Source organism: Aquimarina litoralis, from assembly GCF_039523995.1.
GTDB classification, from domain to species: domain Bacteria; phylum Bacteroidota; class Bacteroidia; order Flavobacteriales; family Flavobacteriaceae; genus Aquimarina; species Aquimarina litoralis.
Window position 1 is genome coordinate 328,747 of sequence record NZ_BAAAGE010000004.1, and the last position, 18,023, is coordinate 346,769.

General features: G+C 36.0%; 12 protein-coding genes. 3 read left to right on the top strand and 9 right to left on the bottom strand.

Annotation, left to right across the window (positions count from 1 at the left end):
• Nucleotides 1-29 precede the first annotated feature (29 nt).
• The 5 genes from ABD077_RS20435 to ABD077_RS20455 are packed head-to-tail and all read right to left on the bottom strand — an operon-like array spanning nt 30 to nt 5,783.
• A complete protein-coding gene (locus ABD077_RS20435) occupies nt 30-1,175 on the bottom strand; it encodes a Gfo/Idh/MocA family protein (protein ID WP_343914082.1) in 1,146 nt (381 codons plus the stop codon).
• A gap of 2 nt (nt 1,176-1,177) precedes the next feature.
• Entirely contained in the window at nt 1,178-2,410 is a 1,233-nt protein-coding gene (locus tag ABD077_RS20440) for a nucleoside permease (RefSeq protein ID WP_299607463.1), read from the bottom strand.
• A gap of 20 nt (nt 2,411-2,430) precedes the next feature.
• The gene (locus ABD077_RS20445) at nt 2,431-3,417 is read right to left on the bottom strand and encodes a sugar phosphate isomerase/epimerase family protein (protein WP_343914083.1); all 987 of its coding nucleotides are present in this window, start codon (nt 3,415-3,417) and stop codon (nt 2,431-2,433) included.
• Between the two features lie 25 nt (nt 3,418-3,442).
• Complete coding sequence (locus ABD077_RS20450; protein WP_343914084.1) at nt 3,443-4,081, bottom strand: gluconate 2-dehydrogenase subunit 3 family protein; 639 nt, start codon at nt 4,079-4,081, stop codon at nt 3,443-3,445.
• Between the two features lie 10 nt (nt 4,082-4,091).
• Nucleotides 4,092-5,783, bottom strand: a complete 1,692-nt coding sequence (locus ABD077_RS20455; RefSeq protein WP_343914085.1) for a GMC oxidoreductase — start codon at nt 5,781-5,783, stop codon at nt 4,092-4,094.
• Between the two features lie 335 nt (nt 5,784-6,118).
• On the opposite strand from ABD077_RS20455, the gene ABD077_RS20460 reads away from it, so the two are divergent.
• Nucleotides 6,119-7,009 (top strand): hydroxypyruvate isomerase family protein, encoded by an 891-nt coding sequence (locus ABD077_RS20460; protein ID WP_343914086.1) that lies wholly within the window; start codon nt 6,119-6,121, stop codon nt 7,007-7,009.
• A gap of 428 nt (nt 7,010-7,437) precedes the next feature.
• Here the strand turns inward: ABD077_RS20460 and ABD077_RS20465 are convergent, their stop codons facing one another.
• The 4 genes from ABD077_RS20465 to ABD077_RS20480 all read right to left on the bottom strand — a co-directional run bounded on the left by ABD077_RS20465 (nt 7,438) and on the right by ABD077_RS20480 (nt 11,383).
• Nucleotides 7,438-7,791, bottom strand: a complete 354-nt coding sequence (locus ABD077_RS20465) for a hypothetical protein (RefSeq protein ID WP_343914087.1) — start codon at nt 7,789-7,791, stop codon at nt 7,438-7,440.
• Nucleotides 7,792-7,862: 71 nt separating this feature from the next.
• Entirely contained in the window at nt 7,863-9,404 is a 1,542-nt protein-coding gene (locus tag ABD077_RS20470) for an acyl-CoA carboxylase subunit beta (protein ID WP_343914088.1), read from the bottom strand.
• Between the two features lie 2 nt (nt 9,405-9,406).
• A complete protein-coding gene (locus ABD077_RS20475) occupies nt 9,407-10,849 on the bottom strand; it encodes an acetyl-CoA carboxylase biotin carboxylase subunit (protein ID WP_343914089.1) in 1,443 nt (480 codons plus the stop codon).
• A gap of 48 nt (nt 10,850-10,897) precedes the next feature.
• The gene (locus tag ABD077_RS20480) at nt 10,898-11,383 is read right to left on the bottom strand and encodes an acyl-CoA carboxylase biotin carboxyl carrier protein subunit (RefSeq protein ID WP_343914090.1); all 486 of its coding nucleotides are present in this window, start codon (nt 11,381-11,383) and stop codon (nt 10,898-10,900) included.
• Between the two features lie 253 nt (nt 11,384-11,636).
• On the opposite strand from ABD077_RS20480, the gene ABD077_RS20485 reads away from it, so the two are divergent.
• Together ABD077_RS20485 and ABD077_RS20490 are read left to right on the top strand one after the other, a co-directional pair.
• Nucleotides 11,637-13,277, top strand: coding sequence for a tetratricopeptide repeat protein (locus ABD077_RS20485; protein ID WP_343914091.1), 1,641 nt, complete (start codon nt 11,637-11,639; stop codon nt 13,275-13,277).
• 483 nt (nt 13,278-13,760) lie between these two features.
• Complete coding sequence (locus tag ABD077_RS20490; protein ID WP_343914092.1) at nt 13,761-17,897, top strand: BspA family leucine-rich repeat surface protein; 4,137 nt, start codon at nt 13,761-13,763, stop codon at nt 17,895-17,897.
• Nucleotides 17,898-18,023 lie beyond the last annotated feature (126 nt).

Below are 18,023 nucleotides of genomic sequence, written 5' to 3' on the forward strand. Positions count from 1 at the left end.
TGATTGGTTAATTAAAAGTTTTACTAGGATCATAATGTTACCCAAGCGGCATTATTACTACTACTTTCTACGGCAGCATAAATGAATTTCATTCCACGCACCCCATCTGCTACGGTTGGAAAATCTAATTGATCTGAAATAGAGTTTCCATTTTTAAACGCGAGGACTTCTTTGGCAAAACTTCTATAAATAGTAGCAAACCCTTCTAAATATCCTTCGGGATGTCCTGCGGGGATTCTTACATAGTCAGAAGATTCAGGATACGTTCCGTTTCCACCAGGAGTATAGATCTGTTTGGGTTGGTCTAACCATTTAACAATTAACTGATTTGGATTCTCTTGATACCATTCTACACTTCCTTTGGTACCATAAATTTTAACACCCAGATTATTTTCTTCTCCCGTTGCTATTTGAGAAAAAGAGATGATTCCTTTGGCTCCATTCTCGAAACGAACTAATATATTGCCATCATCATCTAGACTACGACCTTCGCCAAAAGCGGTTAAATCTGCCGCAAGTGCTTCAATTTTTATATCTGTGATATATTCAATCAGGTTTTCAGCATGCGTACCGATATCACCTAAGGCACCTCCAATTCCTGATCTCTTTGGATCTACGCGCCATGCAGCTTGTTTCTGACCAGTTTTCTCCACAGAAGTAGAAAGCCAGCCTTGCAGATAGTGAGCGTTTATTTTTCGAATGGTTCCTAAATCTCCTTTGGCGATCATGGCTTTTGCCTGTTTTACCATAGGATATCCTGTATAATTATGAGTTAGTGCAAATATTTTTCCAGTAGAAGCGACTACTTTTTCTAATTCGACAGCTTCTTCTAAAGTTAAGGAAAGTGGCTTATCACAAATCACATGAAATCCCTGTTCTAGAGCCATTTTAGCAGGAGGAAAATGCATATGATTAGGAGTTACGATAGATACAAAATCCATTCGTTCCTCTTCGGAAAGTTTTGCTTCTTCTAGGATCATTTCTTCAAAACTGCCATACACCCGTTCATTAGGGATGCCTAGTTCTTTCCCAGAAGCAAGACTTTTTTCTTTACCAGAAGAAAATGCACCACAAACTAAATCAACCATTCCATCAATACTGGCGGCTTTCCGGTGCACATCTCCAATAAAGGATCCTGTTCCGCCACCGACCATTCCCATTTTAAGTTTAGTCATAGTTAACTTTCTTTATATTCTATTTTTTCATTTTTGAAGAAGATAGCAAATAGTAGCATTACTGCAGCTGCAAAAATTGCTGGGAATATCCAAATGCTATTCCAGTTATGTTCTCCATCTGCGATTACATTGGCATCCGTAATTTTTCCAGCCACATAAAACCCTATAAGCATTCCTAATCCATAAGTCGCTAGTGTAATTAAACCTTGTGCAGCACTTTTAAACTTTTCTCCTGCTTTAGAGTCTGTATAGATTTGTCCAGATACAAAAAAGAAATCATAGCAAATACCATGTAGTGCAATTCCAACAATGAGCATAAATGCAAGTTCGCCCGAATTTCCGTAGGCAAATAATAGATATCGTACTCCCCAAGCTAACATTCCAACAATTAATGTTTTCTTGAAACCAAAACGTTTAAAGAAAAATGGTAAAAGTAACATGAACAGTACTTCGGATATTTGACCAATAGTCATTTTACCTGCAGGATTGCTAACACCAATTTCACCTAAGAATTGTCCAGCATGTTGATAATAGAATGCAAGAGGGATACAGATTAATATAGAGGCTAAGAAAAACATGAGAAAGTTTCTGTCTTTTAGCAGTTTGATTGCTTCCAGCCCTAAAATGTCAGAAATAGTTACTTTCTGATCTTTTCCAACCTTTGGAGGTGTTTTGGGTAATGTAAAACTAAAAACTCCTAGAATTGCGGATGCAATTGCTGTCATTAAAAAGGTGTTTTTCAGCATTCCATTAGCTACACCTTCTGGAGAATCCCAATGAAAAACATAACTAATGACTAAACCAGCAACAATCCATCCAACGGTTCCAAATACTCTTACAAAAGAGAATTGTTTCGCTGGATCTGTCATTTGGTTAAACGATACAGAATTTACCAATGCCAATGTTGGCATGTATACAATCATATATCCCAAAACATAGGGAAAGAATACCGAAAAATCAGTAGCATTAGACATTTGATACATTAGCAATGCTCCGATGAGATGTAGTACGCCTAAAATACGTTCTGCGTTAAAAAAACGATCAGCAATAAGCCCGATGATGAAAGGAGCAATGATAGCGCCCCACGATTGTGTAGAATAGGCCATCGCAATTTCACCACCACTAGTATCGAGAGAGTTAGGTAAATAGATTCCCATAGTAACAAACCAACCCCCCCAGATAAAGAACTCTAAAAACATCATTAGAGATAACTGAAATTGAATAAATTTCTTCATAATTAAGAACGATTACCTGGTTACTTAGATAGCTTTATTAATAGATCTCTGGTGGCAATGATGCCATCAATTTCGCTTAGTCGTTCTCCTTCATATTCAACACCAATATATCCTTGATATCCTGCAGTTTTGATGATATCCATCATTTTTTTAAAGTCGATAGTAGTTTCATTTCCATCGGCGTCAAAATCATAGGATTTAGCACTCACTCCTTTGGCAAAAGGCATCATTTCTTCGATACCTTTATATTTTGGATATTCCTTTACACATTTGGCACCCCATCGTGCACCACCTTCACGTTCTAAACAAAAGTTCCCAAAATCCGGAAGTGTTCCGCAGTTTTTCATGTTTACATTTTGCATCACTTTTACTAATAAAGAAGCATCAGATGATAAATAGCCATGATTTTCTACAATTACGTTGATACCCTTAGTAGCTGCGTACTCCGATAATTTCTTTAATCCATCAGTTGCTACTTCTACCCATTTTTCAGGATCATTGGTGCCAAATAGATTTACTCGTATTGAATGACATCCTAAAAACTGAGCAGCATCTACCCATTTCTTGTGGTTTTCTACGGTTTGGTTTCTTTCTTTTTCACCAAGAACGGCTAAATCACCTTCTCCATCTACCATGATGAGTAGATTTTGCACATTGTACTGATCACTTTTATTTTTTAGCGCATTTAGAATCTCATGTAATTCCTTCTCTGGGTCGCCTGCATCTTTATATAAATGAGTATATAACTGACTTACATACTCAATACCGGTAAAGCCAAGTTCTTTTGCTTTTTTTGCAAAATCCATAGGATCTAATTTTCCGGATTGAATTTCTTTATGAAGCGACCACTGTGCTAAGGATAACTCAAAGATAGGCTCTGGTTCCTTCGGCGGTTCTTGTATGGTTTCTTCTTCTTGGGTTTCGGTTATGGTAGTTTCTTTAGAGGTATTCTTGCAGGAACTAATAATAAGCATACATATAAGCCCCTTAAAGATTGTTTTGTACATAATTTTAAATTTAGTTAGGTAATAATTATAAAGCCCAGTCCTTTCCACCGGTAAGATTTTGAACAGAATCACAACCGATATATTCTCCAGGAACAGGGAGGTAGTTTAATACGTTTTCGCCAATTTCTTTTGAGGTTTTAAATCCTAAAATAGAAATATCTCTTACTGAAGATAAGAAAATAAATGATATGGTCTCTCGAGATACATTTTCTAAATCCTCAGGAGTTTTTACTTTAGAAATTTCTTCCCAGTGTGCTTTTCGGGTTTCTTTAGGAAGTTTTAAGTATTTAGCCAATAAGGCATCATATTCTTCTGTGGTAACATCATCGATATTTTTTTCTTCGCTAACCCCTAATTCTTTCATGATCACACCAGCACCGTATTTAAACATTTGTATTTCTTCAGCTTCTTCGATACCTCTATTGATAAATTTATCAATAAACATTGGGATGTGTAATGCCTTTGCACCAGGAATATCTGTGGCTGGTAAGATAAGATCCACAATGTGATCTAATGCCTTTCCTTCATCAACTGATAGTAGTTCTGGCGTCCAATCCAATACGTACTCTTTTTTACAACTTTGCAATAGACTAAAAAGGGTGGGAGTAGCAGCGATATATCCTGCTGATAGTCCAATATTTCGTAATGCTTGTCTTCTGTTCATAATACTTGGATTAAGCGTTTTTTTGAATTTGTTCTGCGGCATGATTTGCTGCACGAGCCGTAAAAGCCATGTACGTAAGTGATGGATTTACACAACTAGCTGAGGTCATAAAAGCACCATCAGTAACATATACATTAGGAACTGCATGAATTTGATTATTTCCATTGAGGACAGACGTTTTAGGATCTCTTCCCATACGAGCAGTTCCCATTTCGTGAATTCCTAAACCAGGTGCTCCAATATCGTCCCAAGGTTGTATATCTGTAAATCCAGCTTTAGAGAGCATATCCATTGCCTGTTGTATCATATCCTTACGCATCTCTAGCTCATTTTCTTTAAACTCCGCATCAAATGTTACGGTAGGTAATCCCCATTCGTCTAGATTATTATAATCGAGCGTCATTTTATTTTCGTGATAGGGTAGACACTCACCAAATCCCAATAGTCCGAATCGCCATCCTCCTGGTTCTAATATTTTTTCTTTTAATTCGGCTCCATAACCAAGCTCGGCAATGGTTTCCTCCCAATTAGATCTGCTAGCTCCTCCCTGATATCCATAACCTCTTTTAAAATTTTCCTGATCTGTTTCACCGCCAATGTTTCTAAAACGTGGGATGTAAATACCATTAGGTCTTCTTCCTTTATAAAACTTGTCTTTATAGCCATCATATTTTCCAACAGCTCCAGCTTTAAAATGATGATCCATAATATTATGCCCTAATTCTCCAGAATCATTTCCCATTCCATTTGGAAAACGTTCTGATTTTGATTGCATTAATATACTTGCCGAAGCAATGGCTGAAGCACATAAGAAAACTACTTTGGATGTAAATTGCATTTTCTCCTTAGTAAGTGTATCAATTACTTCTACTCCAGTAGCTTTCCCAGTTTTATCATCATAGAGTACTTGATGTACGATTGAATTGGGTCGCAAAGTCATATTACCTGTTCTTTCTGCGGCTGGTAAAGTGGATGAATTACTGCTAAAATAAGCTCCAAATGGGCATCCACGCATACATCGATTACGATATTGGCAGTTCATTCTGCCCTCAAAAGTCTTGGTTCCGGTAATATGAGCGGTTCTACCAATAGTAAGTAAGCGATCTTCATAATTCTCTGCAATATTCTTTTTTAGATGCTCTTCTACGCAGTTTAATTCCATGGGTGGCAAAAATTGTCCGTCGGGTAATTGTTCTAAGCCTAATTTTTCTCCACTAACACCAATAAACTCTTCTACTTTATCATACCAAGGTGCAATATCTTTATAGCGTACCGGCCAATCTACAGCAATTCCTTCTTTCTTATTTGCTTCAAAATCAAAATCACACAGTCTATAACTTTGTCTTCCCCACATAAGTGATCTTCCACCTACATGATATCCTCTAATCCAGTCAAAACGTTTAGTTTCATTGTAGGGGTGTTTAAGATCATTTACAAAAAAGTGACGGTGTGCTTTATCAGTAACATACCCTGTTCTATGTTGTTTAGGTTGTTCGGCAATTTCTTCTCGAGAAGGTTCTCCTTTAAATTCGTAATCCCACGGATCATCATTAGCAGTGGTGTAATCGTCGATATGCGTTACCATACGACCTCTTTCTAATACGAGTGTTTTTAAACCTTTTTCACAAAGTTCTTTAGCAGCCCAGCCACCACTAATTCCTGTTCCAACGACAATAGCGTCAAATTGAGGTTCTTGTTCCATACTTTTTTGATGTTTACAGACAGTCTATACGTTACATTAAAAGATGAGAGATTGCGATCAATCTTCTCATTTTATGTTAAAATAAATTAATCCCGAATCAAGCTGATCATTGCCTGATTGAGTACGCTCTGATAGTAGTTTTTTGTTTGTCTGTTTTCTTCTTGTTCTCGAAGAAAGGTATTTTGAAAAATGAAAACTTATAGATTCATCTTTCAATTGTTATTGTTTGCACAATTTTGCTTCTAATATAAGAAGTTTGTTTCTGTATTAACAATAAAATTAACAAATCATTAATTAAATTAGCTGTGTTTTATGAACTATTCAATTTTGGGGTTATGGTTAAGCTAAATAGAAGAAAAGCAATTCAGAATATATCTTTGGGTTTTGGAGCATTGAGTATCAGTGGTTCAGCGTTCGGGAAAACGATATCACAAGATTTTTCGAGAACTTTTTCGGATAGATTAAAAGGAAATGTAAATCATGCAGTTTGCAGATGGTGTTATCAGAGCATACCATTAGAAGAATTCGCTGAAAAGTGTAAAAGCATAGGGATCAAGGCTATTGATCTTTTAAAACCGGAAGAATGGGAAGTAGTGCAAAAAAAAGGGCTTTCTTGTTCTGTAGCTACGGATACATTTGCTAGTATTACAGAGGGTTTTAATGATGAGAAGAATCATGAAAAACTACAAAAGCAATATATAGAGCTTATTTCTAAAGCTTCTCATGCAGGAGTACAACAGGTGATTGTGTTTTCTGGAAATAGGAATGGGATTTCTGATGAAGAAGGTTGGGAGCAATGTGCAAAAGGATTAGCACCTTTGGTGAAGCATGCAGAGAAGAATAATATTACGTTAATCATGGAACTGCTAAATAGTAAGGTTGATCATGCAGATTACCAATGTGATCATACGCCTTGGGGTGTTCAATTGGTGGATAAGATAGGTTCTGATAGTTTTAAATTGTTATATGATATTTATCATATGCAAATTATGGAAGGAGATATTATTGCTACCATTAGAAAGTATAAAGAATATATATCACACTATCATACAGGAGGTGTGCCGGGAAGACATGAAATAAATGACTCACAAGAATTAAATTATCCTGCAATTTTGAAAGCAATTGTGGATACTGGATTCAAGGGATATGTAGCCCAAGAATTTATCCCTACTTATGAGGATAATCTGTCAGCCCTTAAAGAGGGGATTCTAATATGTGATGTATAATTTTTTGATCGTACTAGAATAGATCAATCCTTAATATTTTTTTAACAAAAACAGACTCAAATGGCTAAATACCCACTTATCTATGTGGGGAGAGGGTACATATGTAGGTAGGGGTTTCATGTAAGATATAATACAAAGGGGTACTTATATAGGTGGGTCATTGTTTGTGAAAGGATTATGAGGGGTACTTCCAATAGTGGATTGGGGTACCTCAGAGCTTGGTGCAACCTATTAAAAAGCAAAGTGACACTAAGCTTAGAGGAAAGTGAGACTTCCCTTTTAGCTTCGACCATCTTAGTAATGAGGTAGGGAGAGGGGACTTCAGAAGTAGAGGGAGGGGACTTAACAAGCACCCCTAGTTGATGAAAAAAACTTAATATTTTAACTTTTTGAATGCAGTTTAAACCACTTCGGTTACACCTTTGTTCCTAAATGATGGTTTTTAGATCCTGCACCACATTTATATTATGGCGTAAATATGCGAAAAGGATAAATAAAATAATCATAGCTACCGTAAACCCTAATAAGTTTCCATTTTTACTACTGGATACCTTTTTGGAAGTTTTTAAATAAGCTTTGGATAATTTTTTAGTGTATTTAGAAACTAAAGCAAAAGCAGGTGCAAAAATCAATACTACGATTAGCATATCGATGAGCACCAAAAGATAGCCTTGTTCATGAATTTGTTTTTTTACAAGTTTAATAACAAATTCGTTAATCAAAGCTGCGCAAAGCACAGCAATAGCATAGATCGCAAATTTAGTGAGTTGTCTATTATTCATGGGGCATTTTCCTATAATTACTTCATCGTAAAAATAGGAAAATGTTTGTGACTTCTCCCCAAGAAATTTATTTATAAAGGAATATTACCGTGTTTTCTTTTTGGCTGATGGATCTCCTTATTTTCTAGCATGCTAAATCCTTTGATGAGCTTTCTTCTGGTATCTTCTGGTAAGATCACTTCATCCACAAATCCGCGCTGTGCGGCTCTGTAAGGATTCGCAAAGGTATCTGCATATTCAGCTTCTTTTTCTGCTAATTTTGCCGTTGGATCATCCGCAGCTTTGATTTCTTTTCTAAAGATAATTTCACTAGCTCCTTTGGCACCCATAACTGCTATTTCAGCAGTTGGCCAAGCAAAATTAAGATCTGCACCAATGTGTTTAGAATTCATTACGTCATAAGCTCCTCCGTAGGCTTTTCTCGTAATTACTGTTACCTTAGGAACAGAAGCTTCGCTTAAGGCGTATAGTAATTTGGCTCCATGCACAATAATTCCATTCCATTCCTGATCAGTTCCTGGTAAAAATCCTGGAACATCAACCAATACCAATAAAGGAATATTGAAACAATCACAGAAACGTGTAAACCGAGCAGCTTTTTTAGAACTATTTACATCTAAAACACCTGCTAAAAACATCGGTTGATTCGCCACAATACCAACACTTTTACCTCCAATTCTGACAAAACCTACAATAATATTTTCGGCATAGTTCTTATGAATCTCAAAGAAAGAATCTTCATCAATAATTCCACCAATCACCTCATGCATATCATAAGGCTTGTTAGGATTGTCCGGAATGATATCAGCTAGAACAGCTCTTTTCTCGTCACCTAAGGTATACGGTAATGCTTTTGTTGTTTCTTTATTGTTTTGTGGTAAATAACTTAGTAATGTTTTAAGATCTTCTAAACACTGAATGTCATTAGAAGAAGTGATATGCGCTACACCAGATTTTGTAGAATGTGTGCTTGCACCTCCTAATTCTTCAGAAGTTACTTCTTCATTAGTCACTGTTTTTACTACATTAGGTCCTGTTACAAACATGTAACTAGTATCTTCTACCATTAGTGTGAAATCAGTAATTGCAGGAGAATATACGGCACCACCAGCACAAGGTCCCATAATGGCAGAGATCTGAGGAATAACACCAGAAGCTTGTACGTTTCTATGGAAAATATCTGCATATCCACCCAAAGATCGTACTCCTTCCTGAATTCTAGCTCCTCCAGAATCATTCAGTCCAATAATTGGTGCTCCCACATTAACTGCTAAGTCCATAACCTTACAGATTTTTTCGGCATGTGTTTCGGATAGTGCTCCTCCAAATACGGTGAAATCTTGTGCAAAAACATAGACCAATCTTCCGTTTACGGTTCCATATCCGGTAACAACACCGTCTCCGTAGTATATTTCATCTTGCATACCAAAATCAGTAGTCCTATGGGTAACTAGGATGCCAATCTCTTCAAAAGATCCTTCATCCAAGAAGTATGCAATACGTTCTCTGGCGGTTAATTTCTTTTTTTGGTGTTGTTTTTCGATACGTTGTTTACCACCACCAAGATGTGCCTGATCAATCTTTTCTTGTAAAACTTTTATTTTCGAGTTCATATCTAGTGTGTTGGTAATCTTAATTGTTTTTGATCTTCTTGATATTGTCGTAATGCCATCAATGCAGCAATTCTGGCTTCTTCTTGCATTTCTGTTTTCAAAGCATCAGCGGTATAATATTTCTTTACAAAATGAGTATTGAAATTTCCTGATCTAAAGGCTTCGTGTTGGCATACAAATTTTCCAAAGGATAAGGTAGTCTGCACACCTTTTACTTGATAGTGATCAATAGCTTTGATCATTAATTCGATTGCTTCTTCTCGTGTTTCTCCGTAAGTGATTAATTTGGATAGCATTGGATCATAGTAAATAGGAATATCCATTCCTTCTGCGTACCCATTATCTACACGAATACCATCACCAACAGGTATTTGGTAGGTTTCCAGATTTCCAACACTTGGTAAGAAATCATTCATAGGGTCTTCTGCATAGACTCTTAATTCTAATGCATGTCCTTTGATGGTTAAATCTTCCTGTTTGATGTTTAACTTTTCACCTCTGGCAACTTTGATCTGCAGTTCTACAAGATCTACCTCAGTTATTAATTCAGTTACTGGGTGTTCTACTTGTAAACGTGTATTCATCTCTAAGAAGTAGAAGTTGTGCTGCTCATCCAATAAAAACTCTACTGTTCCAGCACCAACATAATCACAGGCTTTAGCTACTCTAACAGCTGCTTCTCCCATTTTAGTTCTCAATTCCGGACTTAGTACAGCAGAAGGAGCTTCTTCGACTACTTTTTGGTGTCTTCTTTGTACACTACATTCTCTTTCAAAAAAGTGTAATACATTTCCATGCGTATCCGCCATTACCTGAATCTCGATATGCCTTGGAGAACCTACATATTTCTCGATAAAAACAGAACCATCACCAAAGGCAGAAATAGCCTCACTAATGGCACGTTGCATTTGAGATTCTAAGTTTTCTTCCTTTTCTACTACACGCATTCCTTTTCCTCCACCACCAGCAGAAGCTTTGATCAAAATAGGAAACCCTATTTCTCTAGCAATTTCCTTAGCTTTTTCAGGATCTGTGATTGCTTCTTCGATACCTGGTACCATAGGGATGTCATATGCTTTAACCGCTTCTTTAGCAGCTAGCTTGCTTCCCATTACTTCAATCGCTTTGGACTTAGGTCCAATAAAAATGATATCATTCTTTTCTACCTCTGAAGCAAAATCAGCATTTTCACTTAAGAATCCATATCCAGGATGTATGGCATCTACATTTAATTCTTTAGCGATTTCAATAATTTTATTTCCTAATAAATAAGATTCATTAGAAGGAGCTTCACCTACACAAACGGCTTCATCGGCAAATACCACATGTGGTGAGTTTCTATCTATAGTAGAATAGATAGCTACCGTTTTAATCCCCATTTTGCTAGCGGTTTTCATTACCCGTATAGCAATCTCGCCTCTATTAGCGACCAATATTTTTTTCATAATCGTTTAGAACTTATGATAGGTTTATAATTAGTGTGACAAGAACTATTATTCGAACTCAATTAATAATTTTCCTTTATCCACAGCATCGCCTTTTGCGACTTCGATAGATTTAATAGTTCCTGCTCTTGGCGAAGTAATGATATTTTCCATTTTCATAGCTTCCAAAACTAATAGATAGTCTTCCTCTTCAACCGTTTGTCCAACCGCTACCTGAATATCAATAATTAATCCTGGCATTGGAGATTTGATAGAGTTTACTTGTTTAGAAGCACCCACAGAAAATCCCATTTCTGCAATCATCATATCTAATGAATCAGCAATGTCCACTTCATACGTATTGGAGTTTACCTTTATGCTGTATTTCTTGTTGTTGAAATCTGATTGGATGATCTCGCTATGATACGATTTGTTCTTATCGAGAAGATGAAATTTTGAATCAGAAGTCTGGATAATATCTGTTTTGGAGACTTCTTCCTGGTCTATAGTATATTCAAAATCCTTATTTACTTTTACCTTATATGTTGCATTCATAAATAATCATTCATTTGGTGGATAAATATAGGTATTTATATTCAGCATAGGGATTTCTTGTGAAATTTTTAAAAAATGTTTGATAAAGGGTGTCTTTTCTAAGAAAATGGAAAAAAGAAAGTACAGCGTATTTCAGAGAATGGGGTAGCAAAAAGGTGTCAAAAGGGTTTCATTGTGGTAGCAAATAAATTATCTTGTATTTTTGAAATCATATAAACCTTTTGTCATACACTATTAAAACCTAATACTCCCTTTGAAACGATTATACCCTATTATTTTTTTCTTTCTTTGTATGATGCAGAGCTATGCTCAATCTCATGATAGTATAGCAAATCAATTAAAGGATAAGATCGAAAATGCGACTACTGATTCTACTCGAATTCGCTTTCAAATAGATTTAGCAAAACAATTACTAAAATCGAATGTAGATACTACAAGGCTTATTATCAGTGATGTGATAAACACTATTGAAGATAAAGAAGGGAGTTATTATCAAAGTCGAAAAGCGGAATCTCTTAATTATCTTGGGATATTAGATAATAAGCAGGGTTATACAGAAAATGCACTTAGCAACTACTTAGAAGCACTCGATATAACTCAAGAAGTAAAGGATTCTGTGGGTATTGGATTAACATATCACAATATGGGTATGTTTTACAGACGTCAAAAGGAGTTTAGTAAAGCAAAACAGTATTTAAAGAAAGCAATAGTCGTTAAGGAAAAATTGAAGGATGTTGAAGATTTAGCATTATCTCTTCATATGTTAGCACTTACTAACTATAATAATGAACAGATGGATTCTGCTAGATATCATATAGCTGTTCTTAAAGAGATGCCATGTTCAAATGTTCGTAAATCAAAAGCTAACGGCACTTTAGCAGCAATATATTTTAAAGAGAAAAAATATGATCAATCTATTTATATATTTAAAGAAAATATTGAAATTTCTAAAGATGTTAATGATCAAAATGAATTGAGTATTAGTTACCTAAATGTGGCTGTTTTATATAATGCTTTGCAACAATATGATAGTGCAGTTCCATATCTAGATAGTGCCATTGCTGTTGCAAAAAAACTAAAACATAAAGAATTGTTATTGAAGCAGTATTACAGCAGAAGTAATCTAAACGAAACTCGAAAAGAATACGAGCAGGCACTACAAGATTACAAGATCTATAAAATGTATAATGATTCGATTAATGATACGGAAAAAGTAAAGAGGATCACTGAATTAGAGCTTAATTATAAATTTGATAAAGAAAAGCAAGCAAGTGAATTAAGATTGGAAAATGAAACATCTAAGAAGCAATTGTACTTATTACTTTTTGTAATTGCTACTATTATGGGAGGTATTATTTTCTGGTTGACACGTAAAAACGCGAAGCAACGAATAGCCTTATCGAATGAAGAGTTAGCAACTGAGCAATTGGAAAAGGTAAAAGCAGAATTGGCATTAGTTACCAAAGAAAAAGAATTGAAAAATGCGGTTATAGAAAATTCTTTACGACAAGAAGTATTGAGTAAAACCTTGGGCGATATTAAGGAGATTATCAAACTAGAAAACGAAAAAGAACGTAAAACTGCCTTACAATCATTATCAGCATCCTTACTGTCGGAAAAAGCAACAAAAACCAATATCACGGATTTAAAATCTTATATGGATACGGTAAGTATGGATTTTAAAGTGATTTTGGATAATAAATTTCCCGATTTAAAAGAAAAAGAAAAAGAGCTACTATGTTTAATGACCTTAGGACTCAATGCCACAGAAATTAGCAAACTACAGAACAATACCGTTTCTGCTATTAAATCTGCACGCTCTCGTATTCGTAAAAAAATAGGAGTAGATTCTAAACAAGATATTATCGAGTTTATTAAGAATATTGGGGTTTGACGTTCCAAAGTATGGTTTTGATATCTTTTTTCACCAGTATAAGATTTGTTTTACGTGAAAAAATCTTGGAGCCTTGGAAAGATTTTAGCAAAACAAATCTGGTTTTTAGCTTAGCTAAAAAATACCTTACGACATAGTGTAAGCTATGTGCGAGGTAAAGCGATGGAGCGCCTTTTCTTTTGTTTCGTTTTCTGCCTGCATCCGACGAGCGTAGCGAGAGGAATGCACCCCAAAGAAAATGAAGAAGGTTTATGTACGAGACGAATTTTAAATTGATATATCTAGGACGTATATTAAAGCTAGCATTTACTTATAGGAATCTTTCATATCACAGAAATTGGAAAAATAAACCTGCAATCCCAAAAACACCCTGTTGCAACCCTTTTGCAACCCCTTAATTCTTTGCAACCCTTAAAATCCTGTTAATTTTGCACTCGATTTTAAAAAATGTATATCAACTCTTTTTCTAAAAGACCCCTTAATATGAAACACATTTACAATGCACTTTTTTTGATTGTTAGCTCTTTTACTGTAGGATTTGCTCAGGATGAGTTTATTTTTACTTGGCAAGCCACTGATGATCAAAAAGAACTTTCTATACCCACCTCTGGATCGGGCTATAATTATACTGTAGATTGGGGAGATGGAGTTATAGAATCCAATCAAACAGGAATTAGTTTTCATACATACGCAAGTAATGGTATTTATACTGTGAAAATACAGGGAGTATTTCCTTCGATAACCTTTGGTAACAATCCTGATTTTAGAGTTCCAGCGCAATTAGTATCCGTAGAACAATGGGGATCAAATGTCTGGACGGATATGACTAGAGCGTTCTCAGGTTGTACAAACCTAATGATTAATGCTACAGATATACCAGATTTAAGTAATACTACTTCTTTGGAAAAAATGTTTGATGGGACTACCAACTTTGTGGATAATGGAGGACAACTTGGAAATTGGAATGTGTCAACTATTGAAAACATGATCGATATGTTCAGAAATTCTGGAATGAATGTTAATATAGGGTTATGGAATGTGGGAAACGTAATAGATTTCACAGGAATGTTTACTGGAAACACCGCATTTAATCAGAATATAAGTGGTTGGAATATAGGGGAGTTTGTGACTGGTACTATAAATATGAGGGCTATGTTTGACTCTGCTAGCAGTTTTAATAGTCCTTTAAATACATGGGATATGAGTAAAGTCATAAACATGTCAAGTATGTTTGGGTTTGCTACAGCCTTTAATCAGCCTCTTGATAATTGGGATACGAGTAGCGTAGAGAATATGGGAGGAATGTTCTTTGGCGCATCAGACTTTGATCAAAATGTTGGTGATTGGAATCTTTCTAGCGTAACCGCTATGGGGGCTATGTTCCAGTTAGCTGGACTTTCCACAGCAAATTATGATGCTACACTAATCGGTTGGGCTACACAAGATGCAGGAGAAACGATACCATCAAATATTAGCATCAGTTTTGAAGGAAGTCAATATTGTTTTGGAGTGGATGCAAGGAATATATTAACCGATAATACCGGATTTAATTGGAACATTACGGATGATGGTGCAGCGTGTGCTTCTACAGATTTCTTTATCACTACCTGGGAGACTATTTCTAATAACGAAAGTATTACTATACCAACTACAGGAGCTGGATATGATTACGATATTGATTGGGGTGATGGAACTATAGAAACTGGATTTACAGGGAATGCATCGCACAGCTATATTTCTCCAGGAATATATAAGATAAAAATTATAGGAGATTTTCCTCAGTTTGCTTCCTTAGTAGGAGGGATAGGTAATGCTGAAAAGTTACAAACTATTGAACAGTGGGGCGATATGGAATGGAGAACAATGTTTCAAGCATTTTCGAGATGCGCTAATATGAATGTTACTGCTACAGATACTCCTGATTTATCACAGGTAACAGAAATGGGACAAATGTTTTTTGGATGTACTAGTTTGGGTTCTCCTGATTTTTCAGCTTGGGATACTTCTAATGTTACCGGTATGGGCTGGATGTTTTTGAACGCTAGAAATTTCAATGGCAACATTACTACTTGGAATGTTGGTAATGTTACTGATTTTGTATTGATGCTTGGAGGAGCAAGAAGCTTTAATCAGAATATTAGCAGTTGGAATATAGGAGAAAACGTGACGGGTACAATAAGTATGGAGAGTATGTTAGAGAGTACTGAAAATTTTGATCAGGATTTAGGAAGTTGGGATTTACAGAAAGTAACAGATATCAATGATATCTTGAATAATTCTGGACTTTCTATAGGTAATTACGACGCTACTTTAGTAGGTTGGGCATCCCATGCCAATACTCCTAATGGCTTAGTGTTAGGGGCAGATGGACTTAAGTATTGTGTAGGGGAAGTATCGAGAAACCTCCTTACAAGTGCACCTTATAATTGGACCATAGATGATGGAGGATTGGATTGTAGTGATGCGTTTATTACTACTTGGGAAACGACTGTACCTTTTGGAACAGTTACCCTTCCCACCACGGGAAGCGGTTATAATTATAATGTGGATTGGGGAGATGGAATAGTGATATCTAATGTAACAGGGAGTATTATTCGTAAATATGATACACCTGCAACGTATATTATAAAGATTACGGGAGATTTTCCAAGAATATATTTCAATAATACAGGAGATCGAGATAAAATCTTGACAATAGAACAGTGGGGAAAACAACAATGGGATAGTATGAATCGTGCTTTTGCTGGTTGTAGTAACCTAGTGTTAAATGCTGATGACGTACCAGATTTATCAACCACAACAGACATCTCATTTATGTTCGCTGGGGCGACTTCTTTTGAGGATCATAAAGATATTATGAATAGTTGGGATGTTTCGAACATTAGCAATATGTGGGGTGTTTTTGATACTGCTACGGTTTTTAATGAAAATATAACTTCATGGAATGTTGGAAATGTGACCAATTTTAGTAGAATGTTTTATCAAAGTGGGTTTTCTCAAAATATAGGTGGTTGGAATATTGGGGAACAGGTTACAGGTACTATAAATATGACCGAAATGTTTGCTAGAGCAACATCCTTTAACCAGGATCTTAGCAATTGGGATATGAGCAAGGTAAGTAGCTTAAGAGAAATGTTTCGACAAAACTTTGGTTACGATCAATCTCTAGGGGATTGGGATATATCGAGTGTGACAGATATGAGAAATATGTTGTTTAGTTCAGGATTATCGACAGAAAATTATGATCAGACCTTAATCGGTTGGGCAACATTAGATGCAGATGAGACTCAAATCCCATTGGGAATTACATTTAATGCAGGAAATAGTACCTATTGCTTAGGAGAATCGGCACGAAATACTTTACTATCTGCTCCGTATAATTGGATAATCAACGATATGGGGCAAGCTTGTATCGATCCGGTCATTACTTTATTGGGAGATAATCCACAAGTGATAGAAAAAGGAGATACGTATACTGAATTAGGGGCTGAGGTTACCTATGGAGCTACGTTAACTATCAATTCGGCGTCTGTAAATACAAATCAAGAGGGTAGTTATACGGTTACTTATGATGCTGTAAATACAGTTTCCGGTGCTACTGCAACACAAGTAACTAGAACAGTAGATGTGGTAGATACTACCGCACCAGTAATTACCTTAAACGGAGCAAATCCACAAACCATAGAATTAGGAGCTGGATATACTGAATTAGGAGCTACTACCGATGATGGTTCTGCTATAAGTATTAATACTTCAGAATTTATGGACGCAATAGGTAGTTATACGATCTATTATGATGCTATGGATGCTGCTGGTAATATTGCAGTTCAATTAACAAGAACTGTTGATGTGGTAGATACGACTAATCCAACCGTAGTATGTCAAAATATAACTGTACAACTAGATGACACAGGAAATGCTAGTATTACGGCTGCGATGATCGATAATGGTTCTTCAGATCTTTCAGGGATTGCATCTCTTGCCATTGATGTGACTGATTTTGATTGTACAAACGTTGGAGACAATATGGTTACCCTAACGGTTACGGATGCTCATGGAAATAGTGATATGTGTATGGCAACTGTTACGGTAGAAGATGAGGTAGCTCCAGAATTTGATATGACTACAGTACCTACAGATATGGAAGTACCTTTTGATAGTGGTAATATGTATACGTTAGCTGATTTTACAAGCGGAGTAGTGGTTACGGATAATTGCGATACTAACAAAAGAGCATTGGCATCTACGATTACTCAGAGTCCAGTAGCAGGTACATTATTAGCGGAAGGCGATCATGTGATCACACTTTCGGCAACAGATGATAATTTGAATATAGAAACAGTTTCTTTTACCATTACCGTATCTGGTGTACTAAGTGTAGAAGAAAATACTGAAGACGTATTCTCCATATATCCAAATCCAGCAACGGATCAATTGTGGATTACAGGAGTAAGTGGAGAGGCAGCAGTTACGTTCTATGATATCAACGGTCGTATGTTACAAACCATAAAAGTTATGAACGACCAAGCTATTTCTACAAGAGATTTATCTGAAGGAGTGTATTTGATTACGATAGAGCAAAATGATGTCAATCAAACCATAAGATTGATGAAGAATTAGAATACTCAATAATCATCGGCAAAAGGAAGTGTAACAAAGTTAAGGGGTTGGGACATGGAAGTTTGCCAAACAAAACCATCTGCCTAAGGCAGGTGGTTTTTTTATATCCAATTGTTAAAAATTGAA

Bases quoted from the DNA above. Each gene is read 5' to 3' on its own strand.
- ABD077_RS20435 (WP_343914082.1), bottom strand. From the start codon at position 1,175: ATGACTAAACTTAAAATGGGAATGGTCGGTGGCGGAACAGGATCCTTT.
- ABD077_RS20440 (WP_299607463.1), bottom strand. From the start codon at position 2,410: ATGAAGAAATTTATTCAATTTCAGTTATCTCTAATGATGTTTTTAGAG.
- ABD077_RS20445 (WP_343914083.1), bottom strand. From the start codon at position 3,417: ATGTACAAAACAATCTTTAAGGGGCTTATATGTATGCTTATTATTAGT.
- ABD077_RS20450 (WP_343914084.1), bottom strand. From the start codon at position 4,081: ATGAACAGAAGACAAGCATTACGAAATATTGGACTATCAGCAGGATAT.
- ABD077_RS20455 (WP_343914085.1), bottom strand. From the start codon at position 5,783: ATGGAACAAGAACCTCAATTTGACGCTATTGTCGTTGGAACAGGAATT.
- ABD077_RS20460 (WP_343914086.1), top strand. From the start codon at position 6,119: ATGGTTAAGCTAAATAGAAGAAAAGCAATTCAGAATATATCTTTGGGT.
- ABD077_RS20465 (WP_343914087.1), bottom strand. From the start codon at position 7,791: ATGAATAATAGACAACTCACTAAATTTGCGATCTATGCTATTGCTGTG.
- ABD077_RS20470 (WP_343914088.1), bottom strand. From the start codon at position 9,404: ATGAACTCGAAAATAAAAGTTTTACAAGAAAAGATTGATCAGGCACAT.
- ABD077_RS20475 (WP_343914089.1), bottom strand. From the start codon at position 10,849: ATGAAAAAAATATTGGTCGCTAATAGAGGCGAGATTGCTATACGGGTA.
- ABD077_RS20480 (WP_343914090.1), bottom strand. From the start codon at position 11,383: ATGAATGCAACATATAAGGTAAAAGTAAATAAGGATTTTGAATATACT.
- ABD077_RS20490 (WP_343914092.1), top strand. From the start codon at position 13,761: ATGAAACACATTTACAATGCACTTTTTTTGATTGTTAGCTCTTTTACT.